The organism is Allochromatium humboldtianum (genome assembly GCF_013385175.1).
Lineage (GTDB): Bacteria > Pseudomonadota > Gammaproteobacteria > Chromatiales > Chromatiaceae > Thermochromatium > Thermochromatium humboldtianum.
In genome coordinates this window covers 113362-132367 of the sequence record NZ_JABZEO010000004.1, presented here as the reverse complement: position 1 = coordinate 132367, position 19006 = coordinate 113362, and the positions used below count along the sequence as shown (strand labels likewise).

Here is a 19006-nt window from a genome sequence, read left to right as displayed (position 1 = left end):
GCGTGTCCGCGCGGGAACACGCCCGGCCCGCCTCAATTCGAGTCGGACGGCGTGTCGTCCTTGAGGCGAATCCCGCGTCTGGTCGTCTTACGCAGTGTCGTGGCGGTCTTCCGGGTTTCGCCCGTGGTCGACTTGGGTTTGGTCGTGCGCTTGGCCGTGGTCTTTTTGGTCGGAGTCTCGACCTCGGGACTCGGCGTCGCGTGATTCGTCTCGTCCGTCGGCTCAGGCTCGCCGGCGGGCGTCGAAGCGGTCGAATCCGCGACCGGCTCAGCCGTCGGCGTCGAAGCTGCCGAACGCTCAGCGCTCGGCGCGACCGGACGACGCGGCGCCGGCTTGGGCTTCTTCTTACCCGTCAAGCCCTTGAACGCTTCACCGAGCAGCAGAAAGATACCGCGCACCATATAGAAAACCAGTACTACGGCCTCGACTAGACCGCCCCACAGACGCCCGATCAGTCCTCGGGGCTTGGTCGCTTTCTTGGGGGCCGCCCGTGCCGCCGTCGCGGCCTGATTTTCGCGCTCCATCAGACAGGGGATATCGACCCCGGCCGGCATCGAGGCGGCCGCGACCTTGCACATATCCTCCTTGGCCGCTACACAGCCGAGCGGAATCACGATCAGCGTCAGCAGCGTCGACACCAGGACGCCCGAGAGCAGTGAAATCGCCATACCCTGGAAGATCGGATCGGTGATGATGACGCTCGATCCGGCCACCAGCGCCAGCGCCGTGATCAGGATCGGGCGCGTGCGGATCTTGCACGAGCGGATCATGGCCTCGGCCACGGGCACGCCCTTCTGGATCTCGTGCACGGCGAAATCGACCAGCAGGATCGAGTTGCGCACGATGATGCCGGCGAGCGCGATCCAGCCGATCATCGAGGTCGCGGTGAACTCACCGCCCTGCCCCAACGCGAACATCACCGCATGGGCCGGGATGATGCCGAGCAGGGTCAGCGGAATCGGCGCCATGATCACCAGCGGGATGCGGAAGTTGCCGAACTCCCAGACCACCAGGACATAGATCAGCAGCAGGGCCACCATGAAGGCCGCGCCCATGTCGCGGAAGGTCTCATAGGTGACGGTCCACTCGCCGCCCCATTCCCAGGCCGATCGGCTGTCATCGGGCGGCGGGCCGAGCCAGTAGAAGGCATCGCCGAAACCGGCGATCCCGGCCGGTCGGCTGCCGTCCGGCGCCCTGTAATCGGTCTCGGCCATCAGATCCTGGATCTGGAACATGGCATAGACGGGCGCGGCCAGACGCCCGCCGACATCCGCGACCACGTATTCGACCGGGCGCAGATCCTTGTGATAGATCAGATCGTCCTCGGCGGCGCGCTGGAACTCGCCCAGCTCGCTCAGCGGCACCGTATAGCCGAAGCTCGACTGGATCGGCAGATCGCCGAGGCGCTGGATCTGCGAGCGCTCCGCCAGCGGCACCTGGAGCTGGATTCGGATCGGCTCGTGTCCGCTCTGTCGGCCCGACTGCGGTTTGATGTCGCCGAGCGTCGTGCCGCCGAGCGCCATCGACAGATTGCGGTTGATGGTCTCGACCGAGATCCCGCGCCGGATCGCCTTCTCGGTGTCGACCTCGAAGCGCCAGTAGTCGAATGGATCGCGCAGATAGTTGTCGACGTCGCGCGTGCTCTCGGCCTGCTCGAAGACGGCGGTCAGATCGCGCGCGAACTGGCGGCGCGTCTCGGGCGAGGGGCCGTAGATCTCGGCGACCACGGATTGCAGCACCGGCGGTCCGGGCGGCATCTCGACCACGGCGATCCGCGCCCCCGTGCCTTCCTTGAGCTGTTCGAGCCTCTCGCGCGCCGCGACCGCGATCTCATGGCTGCTGCGCTCACGCTCGGTCTTGTGCGTGAGCTGGACCTGAAGCTCCGCCTGCCAGGGTTCGGAGCGCAGATAGTAGTGACGCACCATGCCGTTGAAGTCGAACGGCCGCGAGGTGCCGGCATAGAGCTGCACCGCCGTGACTTCCTCGATCTTCCGCACTTCCTCGGCCATGCGATGGGCCAGATTGGCCGTCACCGGCAGCGCCGTGCCCTCGGGCAGGTCGATCACGACCGAGAACTCAGGCTTGTTGTCGAGTGGCATCATCTTGACCGCCACCCAGTGGAAATAGAAGAACGAGCAGGTGAAGAGGAACGACCCCCAGAGCACGAGCTTGAACAGTGTGCGTTTGCGCGGATTCTCCATCAGCGGCGTGAGCACGCGCCGGAAGAAACGCTCCAGCCGTTCAGAACCCTTGTGCTCGCGTTTCTCGGCCGCGCGCAGATAGCTCATCGTCGGCCGCAGCCACTTGGAGATGGCCAGATAGGGTGTGAACACGAAAGCGGCAAACAGCGAGATGAACATGGCCACCGAGCCGAGCTTGGGGATCGGCGCCATGTACGGTCCCATCATGCCGCTGACGAAGCCCATCGGCAGCAGGGCGGCGATGACGGTGAAGGTCGCCAGGATCGTCGGATTGCCGACCTCGCGTACCGCGTCGATGGCGGTTGCGTCATCCGTGCGCCCCTGCTCCAGCCAGCGGCGGTAGATGTTCTCGACCACCACGATGGCGTCGTCGACCAGGATGCCGATCGAGAAGATGAGCGCAAACAGACTCACCCGGTCGATGGTCATGCCCCAGATCCAGGCGGTGAACACGGTCATGAACAGCACGACCGGAATGACCAGCATGACCACGATCGCCGGACGCAGGGCGCGGAAGGCGACCAGCACCAGGATGAAGACGAAGAAGGTGGCGACCACCAGCTTGAAGATCAGCTCGTTGACCTTGTCGTTGGCGGTCTCGCCATAGTTGCGGGTGACGCTGACCTCGACGTTGTCGGGGATGCGCGAACCCTTGAGTTCCTCGACCTTGTCGATGATGGCGTTGGCCACGGTCACGCCGTTGGTCAGTTCCTTCTTGGCGATGGCGAGCGTGACCGCCGGGCGACCGTCGGCGCGCTCTGTGATCTCGGCCGCCGGGCCTGTGTAGTAGCTCACCAGTTGCGAGGCATCGTCCTCGGGACCGAGCCGCACATCGGCGATGTCGTGCATGTAGACCGGCAGATCGTTGTAGGTGCCGACCACCAGCCGCTTGATGTCCTCGACCCCGGTCAGGAAGGCGCCGGTCGTCACCGAGAAGCGCGCCCCGCCGGTCTCGACCCCGCCGGCGACGGCCTCGGCGTTGGCGCTCTCGAGCGTCTGGGCGACCTGATCGAGACTGAGGCGATACCCCGAGAGCCGCTCGGGCGAGACGTTGATCGTGACCTGCTCGCGCCGTCCGCCGACGATGAAGGCGTTGCCCGTGTCCTTGACCTGCTTGAGCGCCTGGAGCACGTCCTGCGCCAGTAGCCGCAGCTGGGCATCGTCGACATCGGAGGCGCCGTCGCCGTCGAGATCCTTCGACCACAGCGTCAGAGTGACGATGGGCACGTCGTCGATGCCCTTGCTGCGCACCAGCGGCGGCAGCACGCCGGGCGGGATCTTGTCCATGTTGGAGGCGAGCTTGTCGTTCACCTTGACCAGCGACGGCCCCATGTCCTCGCCGACGTCGAACTCGACCGTCACCAGGCCCTGACTGCGCTGCGAGGCCGAATAGACATGCTTGATGCCGGGGATCTCGCTCATCAGGCGTTCGAGCGGCTGGACGGCCAGATTGGCCACCTGCTGCGCCGAGGCGCCCGGATACTGCACCATGATGTCGATCATGGGCACCGAGATCTGCGGGTCTTCCTGCCGCGGCGTCATGATCAGGCCGAGCAGGCCCATCATCAGCATGGCGGCATAGAACAGCGGCGAGAGCGGCGAGCGGATGAAGAACCGCGCCGTGCGTCCGGCGATGCCCAGATGCTCGGCATTCATCGCATGCGGCGCCTTGGCGTCCATCGGTGGGTCGAGCTCTTGATTCATGTGCGATCCAAGATCCAGAGGTTAGTGGAGTTCAGATCCGCTTCAACGATCCGGCGTGGCGCCCTTGGCCCAGCCCGCGCTGATCTGCGGCCCCGGATTGGCCAGCACGCGCTCGCCGGCGCGCAGTCCGCTCAGGGCCGTGACGAAGCCGCCGCTCAATTCCTCGCCGACCCGGATCAGGCGCAACTGGGGTTCGCCCTGTTCGTTGACGACATAGACGCCGGGCAGACTGCCGTTGTAGCGCACGGCGCTGAGCGGGATGACCGGGTTGGAACGGGCCGGGGCGCTCTCGTCCGGCACCAGCACCTTGGCGTACATGCCTGGCTCGGAGACGCCCTGCGGCACGTCGAACTTGATCTTGATGGTATGGCGCTGCGGATCGGCCATGGGGAAGATCTGGGCCACGCGCACCGGGACGTGCTGGTTGCCCGGCTCGATCTCGGCCTGGACCATCTGGCCCTCGCGCAGACCGGGGCGCAGTCGCGCCGGGACATCGACCTCGACCTGGAGATACTCGATGTCGGCGAAATTCAAGAGCGGCTGACCGGGCTGGACGGTGTCGCCGACCTCGACGTGCTTCTTGACGATCACGCCGGCGAAGGGCGCGATGCCGCGCGCGTCGCGGATCTTGGAGTCGAGCGCCTGCAACTCGGCCTGCAGGCGCATCATGGCGCTCTGGGCCTCCTGGATCTGGATGCCCGAGGCGAAGATGTCGGCCGAGCGCTCGGCGCTCTGGTTGCGCTCACCGACGAAGCTCTCCATCGGGCGCGTGAACATCTGGTCAAACAGATTGGGCAGGCCCATGCCGCCGGGCGCGGTGCGCGACTGGGGCGAATAGAGTTCGCGGCTGTACTGGACGCCGGCATTGCGCAGCTGGGCATCGGCGGCGGCCATCTGCGCCAGCAGGGCGCGGCGCTTGGCGACCAGTTCCTCGTCGCCGATGGCGACCAGGAGCTTGTCCTGCTCGAAGCTGTCGCCTTCGCGCCCGGCGATGAAGGTCACGCGCCCTGGGAGCTGGGCGGCGAGCGTGACCTCCTTGTAAGGGATGACGGTTCCGCCCAGCGAGACCGTGGGCGCGCCCTGGGCCTGTTGGACGACGAAGGTCTCACCTGTCTCGGCGGCGGCCGTCACGGACGTGACGGCCACCATGCAAGCCAGCAGACAGGCGTTCAAAGGATTCGGAGTCTTGCTTCCCATCGGATCGCGCACCAATCGTTTTATGATTGTAATCAGGGTCGCCCGAGGGGCGAGGATGTGGTCGGAACATAAGGATTGCGCAGTATGCCTGTAGCGCGATGGGACATTCAAGCAACGCGACACCGACATCCAGGCATGGCTACCGTCTAACCCCATGTTGGGTGTACTATTTCGTCCTATTTTCCGTGGCACCCGAGCCCCCGCCCCTGCCGACTCGTCGCAACATCCGCGACCGTGCCCGCTCAACCCATCAAGCAACCGAGGAATTTCCCGATGACGTCCACGGCCGACGCCCTCCAGCAACGCCTGTCCGAGCTCGAATCCCATCTGGAGCAGGAGAACCCCGTGCTCCTGAGCGCGGTGCAGAGCTTTCGGGTGCTCGATCGCGTCGCCTATCGCATGGGCCTGATGGCGCCGAATCAGTCCTTCGCGACCCAGATCCCCTGGTGGCCGCTGATCTCGATCCTGGGCACCTTCTCGGCCGGCAAGTCGACCTTCATCAACTACTACCTCGGCCACAAGCTCCAGCGCTCCGGCAACCAGGCCGTCGACGACCGCTTCACCGTCATCGTCTACAGCCCCGAGGACATCAGCCATACCCTGCCCGGCGTGGCGCTCGACTCCGACCCGCGCTTCCCCTTCTTCCGCATGTCGCACGCCATCGAGGAGGTCGCCGGCGGCGAGGGCAGCCGCATCGACACCTATCTCCAGCTCAAGACCTGCAACAGTGAGCGTCTGCGCGGCAAGATCATCATCGACTCGCCCGGATTCGACGCCGACGCCCAGCGCACCGGCGTGCTGCGCATCACGGATCACATGATCGACCTCTCGGACCTGGTGCTGGTGTTCTTCGACGCGCGCCATCCCGAGCCGGGCGCCATGCGCGACACCCTCAAGCATCTGGTCTCGGACACCATCAAGCGCGCCGACGCCGGCAAGTTCCTCTACATCCTCAACCAGCTCGACTCGGCCGCCGGCGAGGACAATCCGGAAGACGTGGTCGCCGCCTGGCTGCGCTCGATCGGCGAGGCGGGTCTGACCGCCGGACGCTTCTACACCATCTACTGCCCCGAGGTCGCGATCCACATCGCCGACGAGCACCGGCGCAAGCGCTTCGAGAAGAAGCGCGACGAGGATCTCAACGACATCTATCGGCGCATGGAGCATGTCGAGGTCGAGCGCGCCTATCGCATCATCGCCGCGCTGCGCAAGAGCGTGACCGAATTCACCCGGGATTCCGTGCCCCTGCTCCAGGAGACGATGCGCCGCTGGCGCCGGCGGACCCTGGTCACAGAATCCGTGCTGCTGATCGGCGCCGTCGCCGGCTTCATGACCTGGAGCCTCCAGGCCAACCACTGGCAGGGCATGACCTATCACGCCGAATGGCTGGAACTGGTCAAGAGCATCCCCTGGGGTGTGATGGGCCTGGAAGGCGCCCTGCTGGTGCTGGCGATCCTGATCCACTTCGCGATTCGGCATCTGGCCGCGCTCAGTCTGATGCACTGGCTGCGCAAGCGGGTCGAGAAAATCAATCCGCCCGGCAACGTCGTCGCCGCCTTCAAGAACAACACCCGCTTCTGGCGACCCGTGATCCTGGGTCGTCCGTTCGGCTGGGGCCGCAAGACGCGCACCGAACTCGACGAGGTCTTGCAGAGCTGTGAGAGTTATATCCAGACCCTGAACGAGCGGTTCACCAATCCCAACCGCTCGAAGGGTTGAAGGCGGAGCACGCGCATGGCCAATCCCTCATCCGAGACGCTGCCGATCCGTTCGATCGAGGTTCCGCCGCATCCTCAGTGGCCGACGTTGAGCGACGACGAGCGCACCCAGCTCCGATCGCGCATCCGCCGGTTGCTCCAGGCGCAAAACGCGGTTCTGGTGGCGCATTACTACACCGACCCCGAGCTCCAGTCGCTGGCTGAAGAAACAGGAGGATACGTCGCCGATTCGCTGGAGATGGCGCGCTTCGGCACCGAGACCGACGCCGAGACCCTAGTCGTCTGCGGCGTGCGCTTCATGGGCGAGACGGCCAAGATCCTCAATCCCGAGAAGCGGGTGCTGATGCCGGATCTGCGCGCGACCTGCTCGCTCGACGAGGGCTGTCCGGCGGATGAGTTCACCGCCTTCTGCGACGCCCATCCGGATCACACCGTCGTCGTCTATGCCAACACCAGCGCGGCGGTCAAGGCGCGCGCCGACTGGGTCGTGACCTCCAGCATCGCCCTGCCGGTGGTCGAGCATCTGGCCGCGCGCGGCGAGAAGATCCTCTGGGCGCCCGACAAGCATCTCGGGCACTACATCGAGCGCGTGACCGGGGCCGAGATGCTGCTGTGGAACGGCGCCTGCGTGGTGCACGAGGAGTTCAAGTCGTTCGCCCTGGAGCGGGTGCGCAAGCTGCATCCGGACGCGGCCGTGCTGGTGCATCCCGAATCGCCCGACGAGGTGGTCGATCAGGCCGACGTGGTCGGCTCGACCACTCAGTTGATCCGCGCAGTGGCTGAACTGCCGAACCGCGAGTTCATCGTCGCCACAGATGCCGGCATCTTCTGGAAGATGCGCCAGATCGCCCCGGACAAGATCCTCATCCCCGCCCCCACCGCCGGCGAGGGCGCGACCTGCGAGAGCTGCGCCCACTGTCCCTGGATGGCGATGAACGCGCTCCAGAATCTGGAGCAGGTGCTGCTGACCGGCGATCAGGAGATCCGCATCGACCCGGCCATCCGCGAGCGTGCCGTCGTCTCCATCCAGCGTATGCTCGACTTCGCCCGCGAACGCGGCATCGGGCGGCCGGCACGCACCTGATCTCCCCCGCACGAGGCCGGGCCGCGACGGCCTCGTGCGATCGATCGAACACTATACATCCCGACCAGCTTTGCTTTAAGATCCATGACAATTGTCAATCAACGAGCCGTTCGATGAGCCGAGTGCCTCCTCGAACGGCCGATCAGAGCGGCGCCAACAACAGCCGCCAGCCGTTTGGAGGACGTTCGCATGTCGAAGCCCGAGGCTTCTTCGGCCAAGCGCTTTTCACTGCTTGCTCTGGGGTTGATGTTCGTCGGAGGCATCGCCTTCGTCTGGGCCGTCGACTTCGGCATCAAGACCACCAATACCCTCGAATTCTGCACCTCCTGCCACACGATGCAGACGAACTTCGAGGAGTACAAGGAATCGCTCCACTACAAGAACACATCGGGCGTCCAGGCCACCTGTGCCGACTGCCATGTGCCCAAGGAACTCGGCCCCAAGCTCGTCACCAAGATCGTGGCCGCCAAGGACGTCTATCACGAGATCATGGGCACCATCGACACGCCCGAGAAGTTCGAGGCCCGTCGCTGGTATCTGGCCAATCAGGTCTGGAAACGGATGGAGGCGAGCGACTCGCGCGAATGCCGTAGCTGTCACGATTACGCCGACATGGATCTCTCCGAGCAGAGTCGCTCGGCGCGCAGTCGCCATTCGTCCGCCCAGGACAAGGGCCAGACCTGTATCGAGTGCCACAAGGGCGTGGCCCATCACGAGCCAACCGAGCCGGACGACGACGCTTCCTGATCCGGGAGGCATCGCCCAAGCCAAGAGGCCGCCATGGACCCACATCGCACATTCCGCCTTTGCGCCCCGCTGCTCGTCTCCGCCCTGCTCCTGGCCGCTCCGGTCGTTTGGGCCGCCGAGACGGATCTGGAGACCGAACTGCGGCTGACCGTCATGATCGGCGACGCCGAGACCGCCGCCGACTTGCTCGACCAGGGCGTGCGCGTCGACGCGCCCAATCAGTTCGGCAAGACCGCGCTCATGTTCGCCGTCGAGGGTGATGATCTGGAGACCGTCGCCCTGCTCCTGACCCGAGGGGCCGACGTCAACGCCCGCACCGTCGCCGGCTGCACCCCGCTGACCTTCGCCGCCGAGGCCGGGCACATCGGTATCAGCGCCCTGCTCCTGGAGCGCGGCGCCCATGTCCACGATCGTACCCGCTCCGGCTGGGACGCGCTCATGATCGCCTCGCGTCACGGCATCACCGACATGGTCGAGCAGCTGCTGTTCAAGGGCGCCGATCCCAAGGCCGCCGATCGCGAAGGCCGCACGGCGCTGATGCAGGCGGCGTCCAAGGGCGAGACCGGAGTGCTGCCGCTGCTGGCCGGGGGCGGCGCGGATCTGGAGGCGCGCGACAAGGAGGGCGCCACGGCGCTGCTCATCGCCGCCGATCAGGGGCATGTCGGCGCCGTCGAGACGCTCGCCGGGCTGGGCGCCCAACTCGACGCGGTCGATGCGCTCGGCTCGACCGCGCTCATCCTGGCCGTCGGGCATGGCCATGTCGCCATGGTCGAGCGCCTGCTCGCCATGGGCGCCGATCCCAACCGGCAGGACCGGGAGGGCACGACCGCCCTGATGGAGGCCGTCGCCACCGACCATGCCGAACTCATCGACCGGCTCATCGCGGCCGGCGCCCGAACCGATCTCAAGGACGACGCCGGTCGCACGGCGGCCGATATCGCCGTCCAACTCGGCCATCGGCAGGCGATCGCGCGCCTGACGCCCAAGGCTTCCAAGACGCCTTGAGCCTGACCGGCCTGAAGGCACGCCCGTGTCGTGCGCGGGTGACCAACAGGTTCACGCAGCACGTTGTATTCAACCCATAACCTCATAAAAAAAGCGGTTGAATCACTGAATCAAACCAAGAAGGAGAGGAGCAACACCATGACCCCAAGCACCCCGAGACTCATGCTCGCGGCCAGTGTGCTGGCGCTTGGACTGGCGTCCAACGCCGGCGCCGAGCCCACCGCCGAGATGCTGGCCAACAACTGCGCCGGCTGCCACGGCACCCACGGCAACAGCGTCGGTCCCGCCTCGCCCTCCATCGCTCAGATGGACCCGATCGTCTTCGTCGAGGTAATGGAAGGCTTCAAGAGCGGCGAGATCGCCTCGACCATCATGGGCCGCATCGCCAAGGGCTACTCGACGGCGGACTTCGAGAAAATGGCCGGCTACTTCAAGCAGCAGACCTACCAACCGGCCAAGCAGTCCTTCGACACGGCGCTCGCCGACACAGGCGCCAAGCTGCACGACAAGTACTGCGAGAAGTGCCATGTCGAGGGCGGCAAGCCGCTCGTCGACGAGGAGGACTACCACATCCTCGCCGGCCAGTGGACGCCCTATCTCCAGTACGCCATGTCGGACTTCCGCGAGGAGCGCCGGCCGATGGAAAAGAAGATGGCGAGCAAGCTCAGGGAACTGCTCAAGGCCGAGGGCGATGAAGGACTCGACGCACTCTATGCCTTCTACGCCAGCCAGCAATGATCGGGGGAGACGGACATGACGTTTAACAGACGCGATTTCATCAAGACCTCGGGTGCGGCCGCGGCGGCGGTCGGCATCCTGGGTTTCCCGCACCTGGCCTTCGGCGCCGGGCGCAAGGTGGTTGTCATCGGCGGAGGTACGGGCGGAGCGACGGCGGCCAAGTACATCAAGCTCGCCGATCCCAGCATCGAAGTCACCCTGATCGAGCCCAACGAGAACTACTACACCTGCTATCTGAGCAACGAGGTCATCGGCGGCGACCGCAAGCTCGAATCGATCAGGCACGGCTATGACGGACTGCGGGCGCACGGCATCCAGGTGGTGCACGACAGCGCCACCGGCATCGATCCGGACAAGAAGCTGGTCAAAACCGCCGGCGGGGCTGAGTTCGGCTATGACCGCTGCGTGGTCGCCCCCGGCATCGAGCTGATCTACGACAAGATCGAGGGCTACAGCGAGGAGGCCGCCGCCACGCTGCCTCACGCCTGGAAAGCCGGCGAGCAGACGGCCATCCTGCGCAAGCAGCTCGAAGACATGAAGGACGGCGGCACCGTGATCATCGCGCCCCCGGCCGCGCCCTTCCGCTGCCCGCCCGGACCCTATGAGCGCGCCAGTCAGGTCGCGCATTACCTCAAGGCCCACAAGCCCAAGTCAAAGGTCATCATCCTCGACAGCAGTCAAGCCTTCTCCAAGCAGGCTCAATTCACCAAGGGTTGGGAGCGGCTCTATGGTTTCGGCACCGAGAACGCCCTGATCGAGTGGCATCCGGGACCGGACTCCGCCGTGGTCAAGGTCGACGGCGGTGAGATGATGGTCGAGACCTCCTTCGGCGACGAATTCAAGGCCGATGTCATCAACCTCATTCCGCCGCAGCGCGCGGGCAAGATCGCGCAGATCGCCGGGCTGACCAACGACTCCGGCTGGTGCCCGGTCGACATCAAAACCTTCGAATCCAAGATCCACGCCGGCATCCACGTGATCGGCGACGCCTGTATCGCCGCCGCCATGCCCAAGTCGGGCTATTCGGCCAACAGCCAGGGCAAGGTCGCCGCCGCTGCCGTGGTGGCGCTGCTCAAGGGCGAGGAGCCGGGCACGCCGTCTTATATCAACACCTGTTACTCGATCCTGGCGCCGGCCTATGGGATCTCGGTCGCGGCCGTCTATCGACCGGCCGCAGACGGTTCGGCCATCGAATCGGTGCCGGATTCGGGCGGCGTCACCCCGGTCGATGCGCCGGACTGGGTGCTGGAGCGCGAGGTGCAGTACGCCTATAGCTGGTACAACAACATCGTGCACGATACCTTCGGATAAGCACGAGAACGCGAGATCCCCGGATCTCGACTTCAAGGGGCCGGATGGCCCCTTTTTCATTGTGCGCTATCCTCTGTGCCGAACGATCCGGTGGATCGATACCGGCGGGAGGTTCATCACATGCCACGTCAAAAGCGATTGCAGCGGATCACGCGCGCCTGCTCGATCCTCGGTCTCGGCGTGTTGTTCATTCCGGCCCAGGCGACGGAATCGGAGGAGGCGGTCATGGCTGAACGACGTCATCAGCTGGTGGAGCAGATTCAGGCCGGGGTGCGCGCCACGGCCGGCGAACTGGGTTTCGATCGACTCGATCCACGGGTCGAGCAGGCACTGCGCACGGTGCCGCGTGAGCGCTTCGTCCCTGAGTCCGAGCGGGCGCTGGCCTATCTCGATTCGCCGCTGCCGATCGGCGAGGGACAGACCATCTCTCAACCCTATATCGTCGCCATCATGAGTCAGTTGCTCGACGTCGGCCCGGGCGATCGGGTCTATGAACTGGGCACGGGGTCGGGTTATCAGGCCGCCGTGCTGGCGGCCATGGACGTCGAGGTCTATACGGTCGAGATCGTGCCCGAGCTGGCCGAGCGGGCGGCGAGGACGCTGGAGTCGCTGGGCTACGACCGGGTCCGGGTGCGCGCCGGGGACGGCTGGCTCGGCTGGCCGGAGGCCGCGCCCTTCGACGCCATCATCGTCACGGCGGCGGCGCCGCACATTCCGCGTCGGTTGGTCGAGCAGCTCGCGCCCGATGGGCGGCTGGTGATCCCCATGGGGGCGCCCGATCGCGTGCAATGGCTGGCGGTCTTCACGCGCGACGAAGGCGGTGAGCTGGTGCGGCGCGATCTGCTGCCGGTGCGTTTCGTGCCGGTCACGGGTGCGATGGAGCCTTGAGCATTTCGCCGAGGTCTGAAACGGAACATCGGCGCTTGGCGAGCGTCCCCGATGCTCGCTGGTTGCGCGATCGGCACGCATCGGCGTGCGCCCGTGGTCATCGTCTGACTCTTTGGTTGCGCGGATCGCCCGAATGGACGGCGGACGGTGCGCGCCGGATCGTCGCCGCCCTGCCCGAACTCGATCGGATCTGTCTCGCGGAGCGTCCGATCCTCGCCGAACCGAGCCGACCGCTACGTTCGGCGACACGTCTGCTGGGCTCGGATCTGGATCTATTGATTCTCGACGTGCATGGCGGATTCGACCCCGATGGGTTCGGCGCCGCCACGGGAGCGATTCGCGGCGGCGGACTCCTGGTGCTCCTGACGCCGCCCGTGGCCGAGTGGTCGCGCCTGCCCGACCCGCAGGCCGAGCGGATTGCGGTCTGGCCATTCGACCCGGCGGGATTGAGCCGGCGCTTCATCGCGCGTCTCATCGCCGTGCTGGAGTCCGATCCGGATGTCGTGCGCCTCGACCAGGGCGGCCTGGAGTCGATCGCCGCCCCTACAGGTTCGGTTCCGAGCGCATCTGCCCATGACCGGCTCCAGCGCTCGATGCCCGATGACCTGGCCTGTCCCTCCACACCCGATCAGGCCCAAGTCGTCGCGGCCATCCTCAAGACCGCGCATGGTCGCGCGCGACGCCCGCTGGTCCTGACCGCGCATCGCGGACGCGGCAAGAGCGCCGCGCTCGGACTGGCCGCCGGTCGTCTCCTGATCGAGGGTGGACGGCGTCTGGTGGTGACGGCGCCCAGGCGCGAGGCGGTCGAGACGCTCTACCGTCATGCCGAGGCGGTATTGAGCGCGGCCGAACGGAGCACCGGACGAACCTGTGACGTCTCGACAGGACTCCAGTCGCTCGTCTTCCACGCACCGGCCGAACTCCTCGAACACCAGCCCGAAGCCGATCTGCTCCTGGTCGACGAGGCGGCCGGCATCCCGGCCCCACTGCTGACGGCCCTGCTCGAACGCTATGGCCGCATCGTCTTCGCCAGCACCGTGCACGGCTACGAGGGCACCGGGCGCGGCTTCGAGATCCGCTTCCGCGACACCCTGGAGCGCCTGACACCCGACTGGCGTGCCATCGGCCTGGACACCCCGATCCGCTGGGCAGCCGACGATCCACTCGAATGTCTGGTCTTTCGCGCCCTTCTGCTCGATGCCGCACCGGCTGCACGCGAAGCCGTCCTGGAGGCCGCCACCGTCGATCCAACCGGCTTGAACGCCCAGTGGCTGGACCGCGACGCCCTGCTCCGGGACGAGCCGACATTGCGCGAACTCTTCGGCCTGCTGGTGCTCGCCCACTATCAGACCCGTCCGCTGGATCTGCGAATGCTGCTCGACGGCCCCAATGTGCGTCTTCTGGTGCTGCGACAGGCTGGACATCTGGTCGGCACCCTGCTGGTCGCCGAGGAAGGCGGGATGCTCGACCCGGAACTGCGTGCGGCCATCTTCTGCGGACGGCGTCGCCCACGCGGCCATCTCCTGCCCCAGACGCTCTCGGCCCATGCCGGTCTGCCGGAGGCGCCGGTCCATCGCTATTGGCGCGTGATCCGGATCGTCGTGCACCCGGCTCTGACGGGGCGTGGGCTGGGGCGGCGTCTGCTGGCCGAGTTGGAGCCTGCGGCCCGAACCGAGCGAATCGACCTTTTGGGCGCCAGCTTCGGGGCCACGACCGAGCTACTGGAATTCTGGCAGGCCTGCGGTTTCCTGCCGGCTCAGATCGGCGCCAGTCGCAATGCCGCCAGCGGCGAACATGCCGTGGTCGTGCTCCGGGCGATCTCGGACGCGGGCGAGCGCCTGCTCGAAGACGCCAACCGACGGCTCGCGTCCAGTCTGCCGGTCTGGCTCGCCGGTCCACTGCGCGAACTCGATCCCGAGATCGCCGCGATGCTCATCGGCGCCCTGCCCGTGCCGGACTCGGCCGAGTGCGCAACGCACGCCGATTCGGACGGCTGGCGCTTCGAGCTGGAGTCCTTCGTCGCGGGACATCGAACGCTGGAAGCCAGTCTGCCGCTGCTGTCGGTCCTGACACGTCGGCATCTGGCCGATGCCCTGAGAACCGGGCGGATCGATCGACGCGAGTCCGCCCTGCTGGTCGCGGCCGTGCTGCAATATCACCCGCTCACCGGACTGGCGCGACGTTTTGCAGCCCGTGGCCGGGAGGCGCTGCTGGAGCGACTCCGCCAAGTGTGCGGCCGACTCTTCGCTCGCCTTCCGGCCATCCGACCATAAAAAAAGCGCGACGGGTTGCGTCGCGCTCGAAAAATTACCACCAAAGGAGGATGGAGGAGTGTACTGGAGCCAAGTGCTTCAGTACATCAACAGTTTCTTATGTACTGAGAGGCTTGTCAACAACTCAAATCAAATTTGATCGCCCCAGCGTTTTACAAGCGTGTGCGTCACACCCAGGTGATCCAGGACACGGGCGACCATGAAATCCACGATGTCCTCGATCCGGCTCGGGTTGCCGTAGAAGCCGGGATTGGCCGGCATGATGGTCGCTCCGGCCTGAGCCAGCCGCAGCATGTTCTCCAGATGGATGGTCGAGAACGGCGTCTCGCGCACGACCAGGATCAGCGGGCGACGCTCCTTGAGCGAGACGTCCGCCGCGCGCTCGATCAGACAGCTCGACAACCCGGCGGCCAGACGGCCCAGCGTCCCGGCGGTACAGGGACAGACCACCATCGCCTCGGCCGGATGACTGCCGCTGGCGACGGGCGCCGTCCATTCCTGACGTCCGAACACCCGCAACTGACCCGGCGCGGCCTGGAAGCGCTCGCTCAGAAATGACTCGGCCTCGCCGGAGCGTGCCGGCAGATCCAAGCCGGTCTCCATCTTGATGACGACCTGCGCCGCCTGCGAGATCAGCAGATAGACCCGAACCTCGGCGCGGATCAGACATTCGAGCAGCCGCAGACCATAGTGCGCCCCGGAGGCCCCGGTGAAGGCGAGCGTGATCGTGCGCGGCCAGTCCCGCTTTGCATCGGCCACGGACTTCGACTCAAGCGCCATGTTTGAGACGCAGCGCCTCCAGCAGCCGTTGATGGATGCCGCCGAATCCGCCGTTGCTCATGACCAGGATATGATCGCCCGGCCGGCTGTCGGCGATCACCTGGGTCACGATCGGTTCGATGGCGTCATGCACCGCCAGCCGCTCACCCAAGCTGGTGAGCACCGCCGCCGCGTCCCAGCCGAGATCGCTCGGCGCATGGACATAGACCCGATCCGCCGCCGTCAGCGAACCGGCCAGCTCAGCATTGTGCGTTCCCAGACGCATGGTGTTGGAACGCGGCTCCAGCACCGCGAGAATCCGCTGTTCGGCGCCGACCCGACGGCGCAGTCCATCGAGCGTAGTGGCGATCGCGGTCGGGTGATGGGCGAAGTCGTCGAAGACCCGGATGCCGGCGACCTCGCCGCGCAACTCCAGTCGCCGCTTCACGCCCTGGAAGCGCCCGAGCGCCTCGACCGCCGCACCGACCGGCACCCCGGCGTGACGCGCGGCGGCCAGGACCGCGAGCGCGTTCTCGACATTGTGCAATCCGCTCTGTCCCCAGTCGACGACACCGGCCTCGGCGCCGTGCAGCCGGACCCGGAAGCACGAACCGTCCGGCTCGATCAGCTCGGCGCGCCAATCGCCCGCGTTGCCGAAGGTCTCGCGCGGAGTCCAGCAGCCCAGACCGATGACGGTATCCACCGCCGGCGCCCCGGCCGGATGCACGATCAGCCCGCTGCCCGGAACCGTGCGGATCAGATGATGGAACTGGCGCTGGATCTGCCCCAGATCATCGAAGATGTCGGCGTGATCGAACTCCAGATTGTTGAGGATGAGCGTGCGCGGCCCGTAGTGGACGAACTTCGAGCGCTTGTCGAAGAAGGCCGTGTCGTACTCGTCGGCCTCGACGACGAAGAAGGGCGCCGATCCCAGACGCGCCGAGACGCCGAAGTCGAGCGGCACCCCGCCGATCAGGAACCCCGGGTCCAGACCCGCGTCCTCCAGCACCCAGGCCAGCATACTGGCCGTGGTCGTCTTGCCGTGCGTGCCGGACACGGCCAGCACCCAGCGCTCGCGCAGCAGGTTCTCGCGCAGCCACTCGGGGCCGGAGCAGTAGCGCATGTCGCGATCGAGCATGGCCTCGACGGCCGGGATACCGCGCTTCATGGCATTGCCGACCACCACCACGTCGGGAGGCGGGTCCAGATGCGCGGCGTCATAGCCTTCCATGAGCTCGATCCCGGCCGCCTCCAGCTGGGTGCTCATGGGCGGATAGACATTGGCGTCCGACCCCGTGACCCGATGGCCCAGCGCGCGCGCCAGCAGCGCGATCCCGCCCATGAAGGTGCCGCAGATTCCAAGGATGTGTAGATGCATGAATGGCTTCCGGGAAGATCGGTACGCTGGAGACGCCAGGGCGTCGAGCGCGTCAAAGACCGCTGAATAGACTGGTGACGAGCGTGACCGCCACGATCTGGAAGGCGACCGCGATCGCCGACCCCTGACCGAGTGTGATGGAGAAGGTGTGTCTCAGGATATGCCCCGTGACCAGGATGCCCCAGATCACCAGGCCCAGCAGCAGGAAGGCGCCGAGCGCGGCCAGATCGTTCTCCTGACTGCCGGTCGGGTTGAGACTCAGCGGCGGGATCGCCACCAGACCGAGCACCGCGCCACTGCCGAGCAGGGCCGTGGCCGCCTGCAGGAAGCGGGCGCGCAGCTTGAGCTGCGTCAGGGCCGCATAGAGCGCCAGCAGCATCAGCAGGAGCTCGGCGACGCCCTGGAGCAGGCTCGTCAGCCAGGAGAGTCCCGCCGTGATCCCGACCAGGACACCGACCACCAGATCGGCCGCCAGCACCAGTCCCAGCAACATCTCGGAGGCCGGCAGATCCTGGGGCGGACGGCGCAGCAGACAGAGTTCGACGAAGAATTTGATCAGTGCCCGCACTATGAGGAGTTCTCGACTCGATCGACAATGGCGCCAATGATAACCACAGCGGCCGCAAATACGGAGCACTATCGACGCACTGGCCCGACCGGCGTTCGTTCGGCCCATTGTAAGCCCATCTCGAATCGTTATATATTCATCGGGTTTCCCGCCTTCGTGGCGGCGACTCCTGTCCCGAACACCTCCCTGCACATCCATCTCCATTTTTTTAGACTATCCGGGCCGACACCGGCCGAGGATCCATGAGGCTCGAAGTGAATCCGCGCTTGAAGGCCATTGCCTGCTGCATCGCGATGTCGTCCCTGTTGCTCTCGGCTTGCGCGAGCAACCCCAGGGTCGCCGAGGAGTCGATGCAATCGAACGGTCCCGCACCGATCGACACCACCTATCTGCCACGCCTGATGCTGCCGGGGGCGACTACCGCCGAGGTCAGATCCCTGGCCCTGGGCGCGGCGCGCAGTCGCGGCTGGACGGTCAAAAACGTCGATCTGACCGATGAGCGTCTGGTCGTCGAGCGCCCGGCGGATGCCTCGGTGCTGGCGCTGGCCGCGCCGGGCATGGCGGCCGTGCCCGGCTCCATGCTCGAGGTCACGACCCTGCTCAAGAACTATGGCGGCGGTATCGAGGTCGCCACTCTGGCCCAGGTGGTCACGCCGGCCTATGCCGGACGTCCGGCCGAGCGCATCGATTACACCGATCAGTTCCGCGACCCGCTCATGCAGTCGCTCGACTCACTGCGTGAGCGCTGGATTCGCGATCGTGAGCGTCTGGCGCGCGCCACGCCACCCGCCGAGGGCTGGCGGGATGCCTGGGAGGACTCCGGCACGCCGCCCGCCGGCCAACCCGCGCCGGTCGCCGCCGGCAGCACCCAGGCGGCTCAAGTCACACCGGCCCCCGTGCCGGCGGCGCCCACCTACACACCGCCCCCGTCCGCACCGCCACGGACGGATACGAGCGTCGCTCCGCGGGCCGCGTCGACGCCGCCGAGTCAAATCGAATCGGGCATTCCGCGTCCGACCTATACGCGCCGCCCCACCACGCCCGAACCCAGATACACCCCGCCCGGCGCGGCGCCCGTGGTCGATGCCAGTTCGAACCTGAACCGCTTGCCTCCGCGCGAACCCGCCCCCGTATCCGGGACTTCGGGCGTTGCGCGGGACAACATGATGTCGCTGCCTCGCACGGAGCCAGCGCCCATGACGACGGCGGCCGGTCCCCGGATGATCTGGTCGGCCAACGCCGAACAGTATGCCCGTCAGCGCGGCTGTCAGGTCGCGGGCAGCGGCTCGCAGTTGATCGAGTCGCGTCAGGACGGCGAGGTCTACAAGGTGCCCTGCCAGGGCAGCGACAGTTTCCTGATCCGTTGTCAGGACGGCCTCTGTCAGGGCTTGCTGTGACCTCGAAGGTGCTTGCGGCGTAGGATGGGCAGAGCGAA

14 protein-coding genes are annotated in these 19006 nt (G+C 66.3%); 9 read left to right on the top strand and 5 right to left on the bottom strand.

Translation table 11 applies throughout. The features are described from left to right. Window positions 1-32: 32 nt before the first annotated feature. Window positions 33-3905 carry an efflux RND transporter permease subunit gene (locus HW932_RS07335; protein WP_246296712.1) on the bottom strand — a complete coding sequence of 1291 codons (3873 nt, stop codon included), beginning with the start codon at window positions 3903-3905 and terminating at the stop codon, window positions 33-35. A gap of 42 nt (window positions 3906-3947) precedes the next feature. Next, window positions 3948-5054, bottom strand: coding sequence for an efflux RND transporter periplasmic adaptor subunit (locus HW932_RS07330; protein WP_176976071.1), 1107 nt, complete (start codon window positions 5052-5054; stop codon window positions 3948-3950). A 321-nt stretch (window positions 5055-5375) separates the two neighbouring features. Here HW932_RS07330 and HW932_RS07325 point away from each other — a divergent pair, with 321 nt between their 5' ends. The 8 genes from HW932_RS07325 (at window position 5376) to HW932_RS07290 (ending at window position 14866) form a co-directional block, all read left to right on the top strand. Continuing rightward, the gene (locus HW932_RS07325; protein ID WP_176975843.1) at window positions 5376-6821 is read left to right on the top strand and encodes a dynamin family protein; all 1446 of its coding nucleotides are present in this window, start codon (window positions 5376-5378) and stop codon (window positions 6819-6821) included. A gap of 15 nt (window positions 6822-6836) precedes the next feature. Continuing rightward, a complete protein-coding gene (gene nadA / locus HW932_RS07320; RefSeq protein ID WP_176975842.1) occupies window positions 6837-7904 on the top strand; it encodes a quinolinate synthase NadA in 1068 nt (355 codons plus the stop codon). Between the two features lie 189 nt (window positions 7905-8093). Continuing rightward, a complete protein-coding gene (locus HW932_RS07315) occupies window positions 8094-8651 on the top strand; it encodes a NapC/NirT family cytochrome c (RefSeq protein ID WP_176975841.1) in 558 nt (185 codons plus the stop codon). 33 nt (window positions 8652-8684) lie between these two features. After that, a complete protein-coding gene (locus HW932_RS07310) occupies window positions 8685-9656 on the top strand; it encodes an ankyrin repeat domain-containing protein (RefSeq protein ID WP_176975840.1) in 972 nt (323 codons plus the stop codon). A gap of 138 nt (window positions 9657-9794) precedes the next feature. After that, window positions 9795-10394: a c-type cytochrome gene (locus HW932_RS07305; protein ID WP_176975839.1), complete on the top strand. Its 600-nt coding sequence runs from the start codon at window positions 9795-9797 to the stop codon at window positions 10392-10394. Between the two features lie 15 nt (window positions 10395-10409). Continuing rightward, on the top strand, window positions 10410-11705 hold the full coding sequence (gene fccB / locus HW932_RS07300; RefSeq protein ID WP_176975838.1) for a sulfide-cytochrome-c reductase: 1296 nt from the start codon (window positions 10410-10412) through the stop codon (window positions 11703-11705). Between the two features lie 120 nt (window positions 11706-11825). Continuing rightward, the gene (locus HW932_RS07295; protein ID WP_176975837.1) at window positions 11826-12593 is read left to right on the top strand and encodes a protein-L-isoaspartate(D-aspartate) O-methyltransferase; all 768 of its coding nucleotides are present in this window, start codon (window positions 11826-11828) and stop codon (window positions 12591-12593) included. Window positions 12594-12628: 35 nt separating this feature from the next. Further along, window positions 12629-14866: a tRNA(Met) cytidine acetyltransferase TmcA gene (locus HW932_RS07290; protein WP_176975836.1), complete on the top strand. Its 2238-nt coding sequence runs from the start codon at window positions 12629-12631 to the stop codon at window positions 14864-14866. A 129-nt stretch (window positions 14867-14995) separates the two neighbouring features. Here the strand turns inward: HW932_RS07290 and HW932_RS07285 are convergent, their stop codons facing one another. The 3 genes from HW932_RS07285 to HW932_RS07275 are packed head-to-tail and all read right to left on the bottom strand — an operon-like array spanning window position 14996 to window position 17571. Continuing rightward, window positions 14996-15625 (bottom strand): flavin prenyltransferase UbiX, encoded by a 630-nt coding sequence (locus HW932_RS07285; RefSeq protein WP_343046971.1) that lies wholly within the window; start codon window positions 15623-15625, stop codon window positions 14996-14998. A 10-nt stretch (window positions 15626-15635) separates the two neighbouring features. Beyond that, entirely contained in the window at window positions 15636-17003 is a 1368-nt protein-coding gene (mpl, locus tag HW932_RS07280) for a UDP-N-acetylmuramate:L-alanyl-gamma-D-glutamyl-meso-diaminopimelate ligase (protein WP_176975834.1), read from the bottom strand. Between the two features lie 52 nt (window positions 17004-17055). Then, a complete protein-coding gene (locus HW932_RS07275; RefSeq protein ID WP_176975833.1) occupies window positions 17056-17571 on the bottom strand; it encodes a hypothetical protein in 516 nt (171 codons plus the stop codon). A 242-nt stretch (window positions 17572-17813) separates the two neighbouring features. Between HW932_RS07275 and HW932_RS07270 the strand changes: the two genes are divergently transcribed. Further along, window positions 17814-18968 (top strand): hypothetical protein, encoded by a 1155-nt coding sequence (locus HW932_RS07270; protein WP_176975832.1) that lies wholly within the window; start codon window positions 17814-17816, stop codon window positions 18966-18968. Window positions 18969-19006 lie beyond the last annotated feature (38 nt).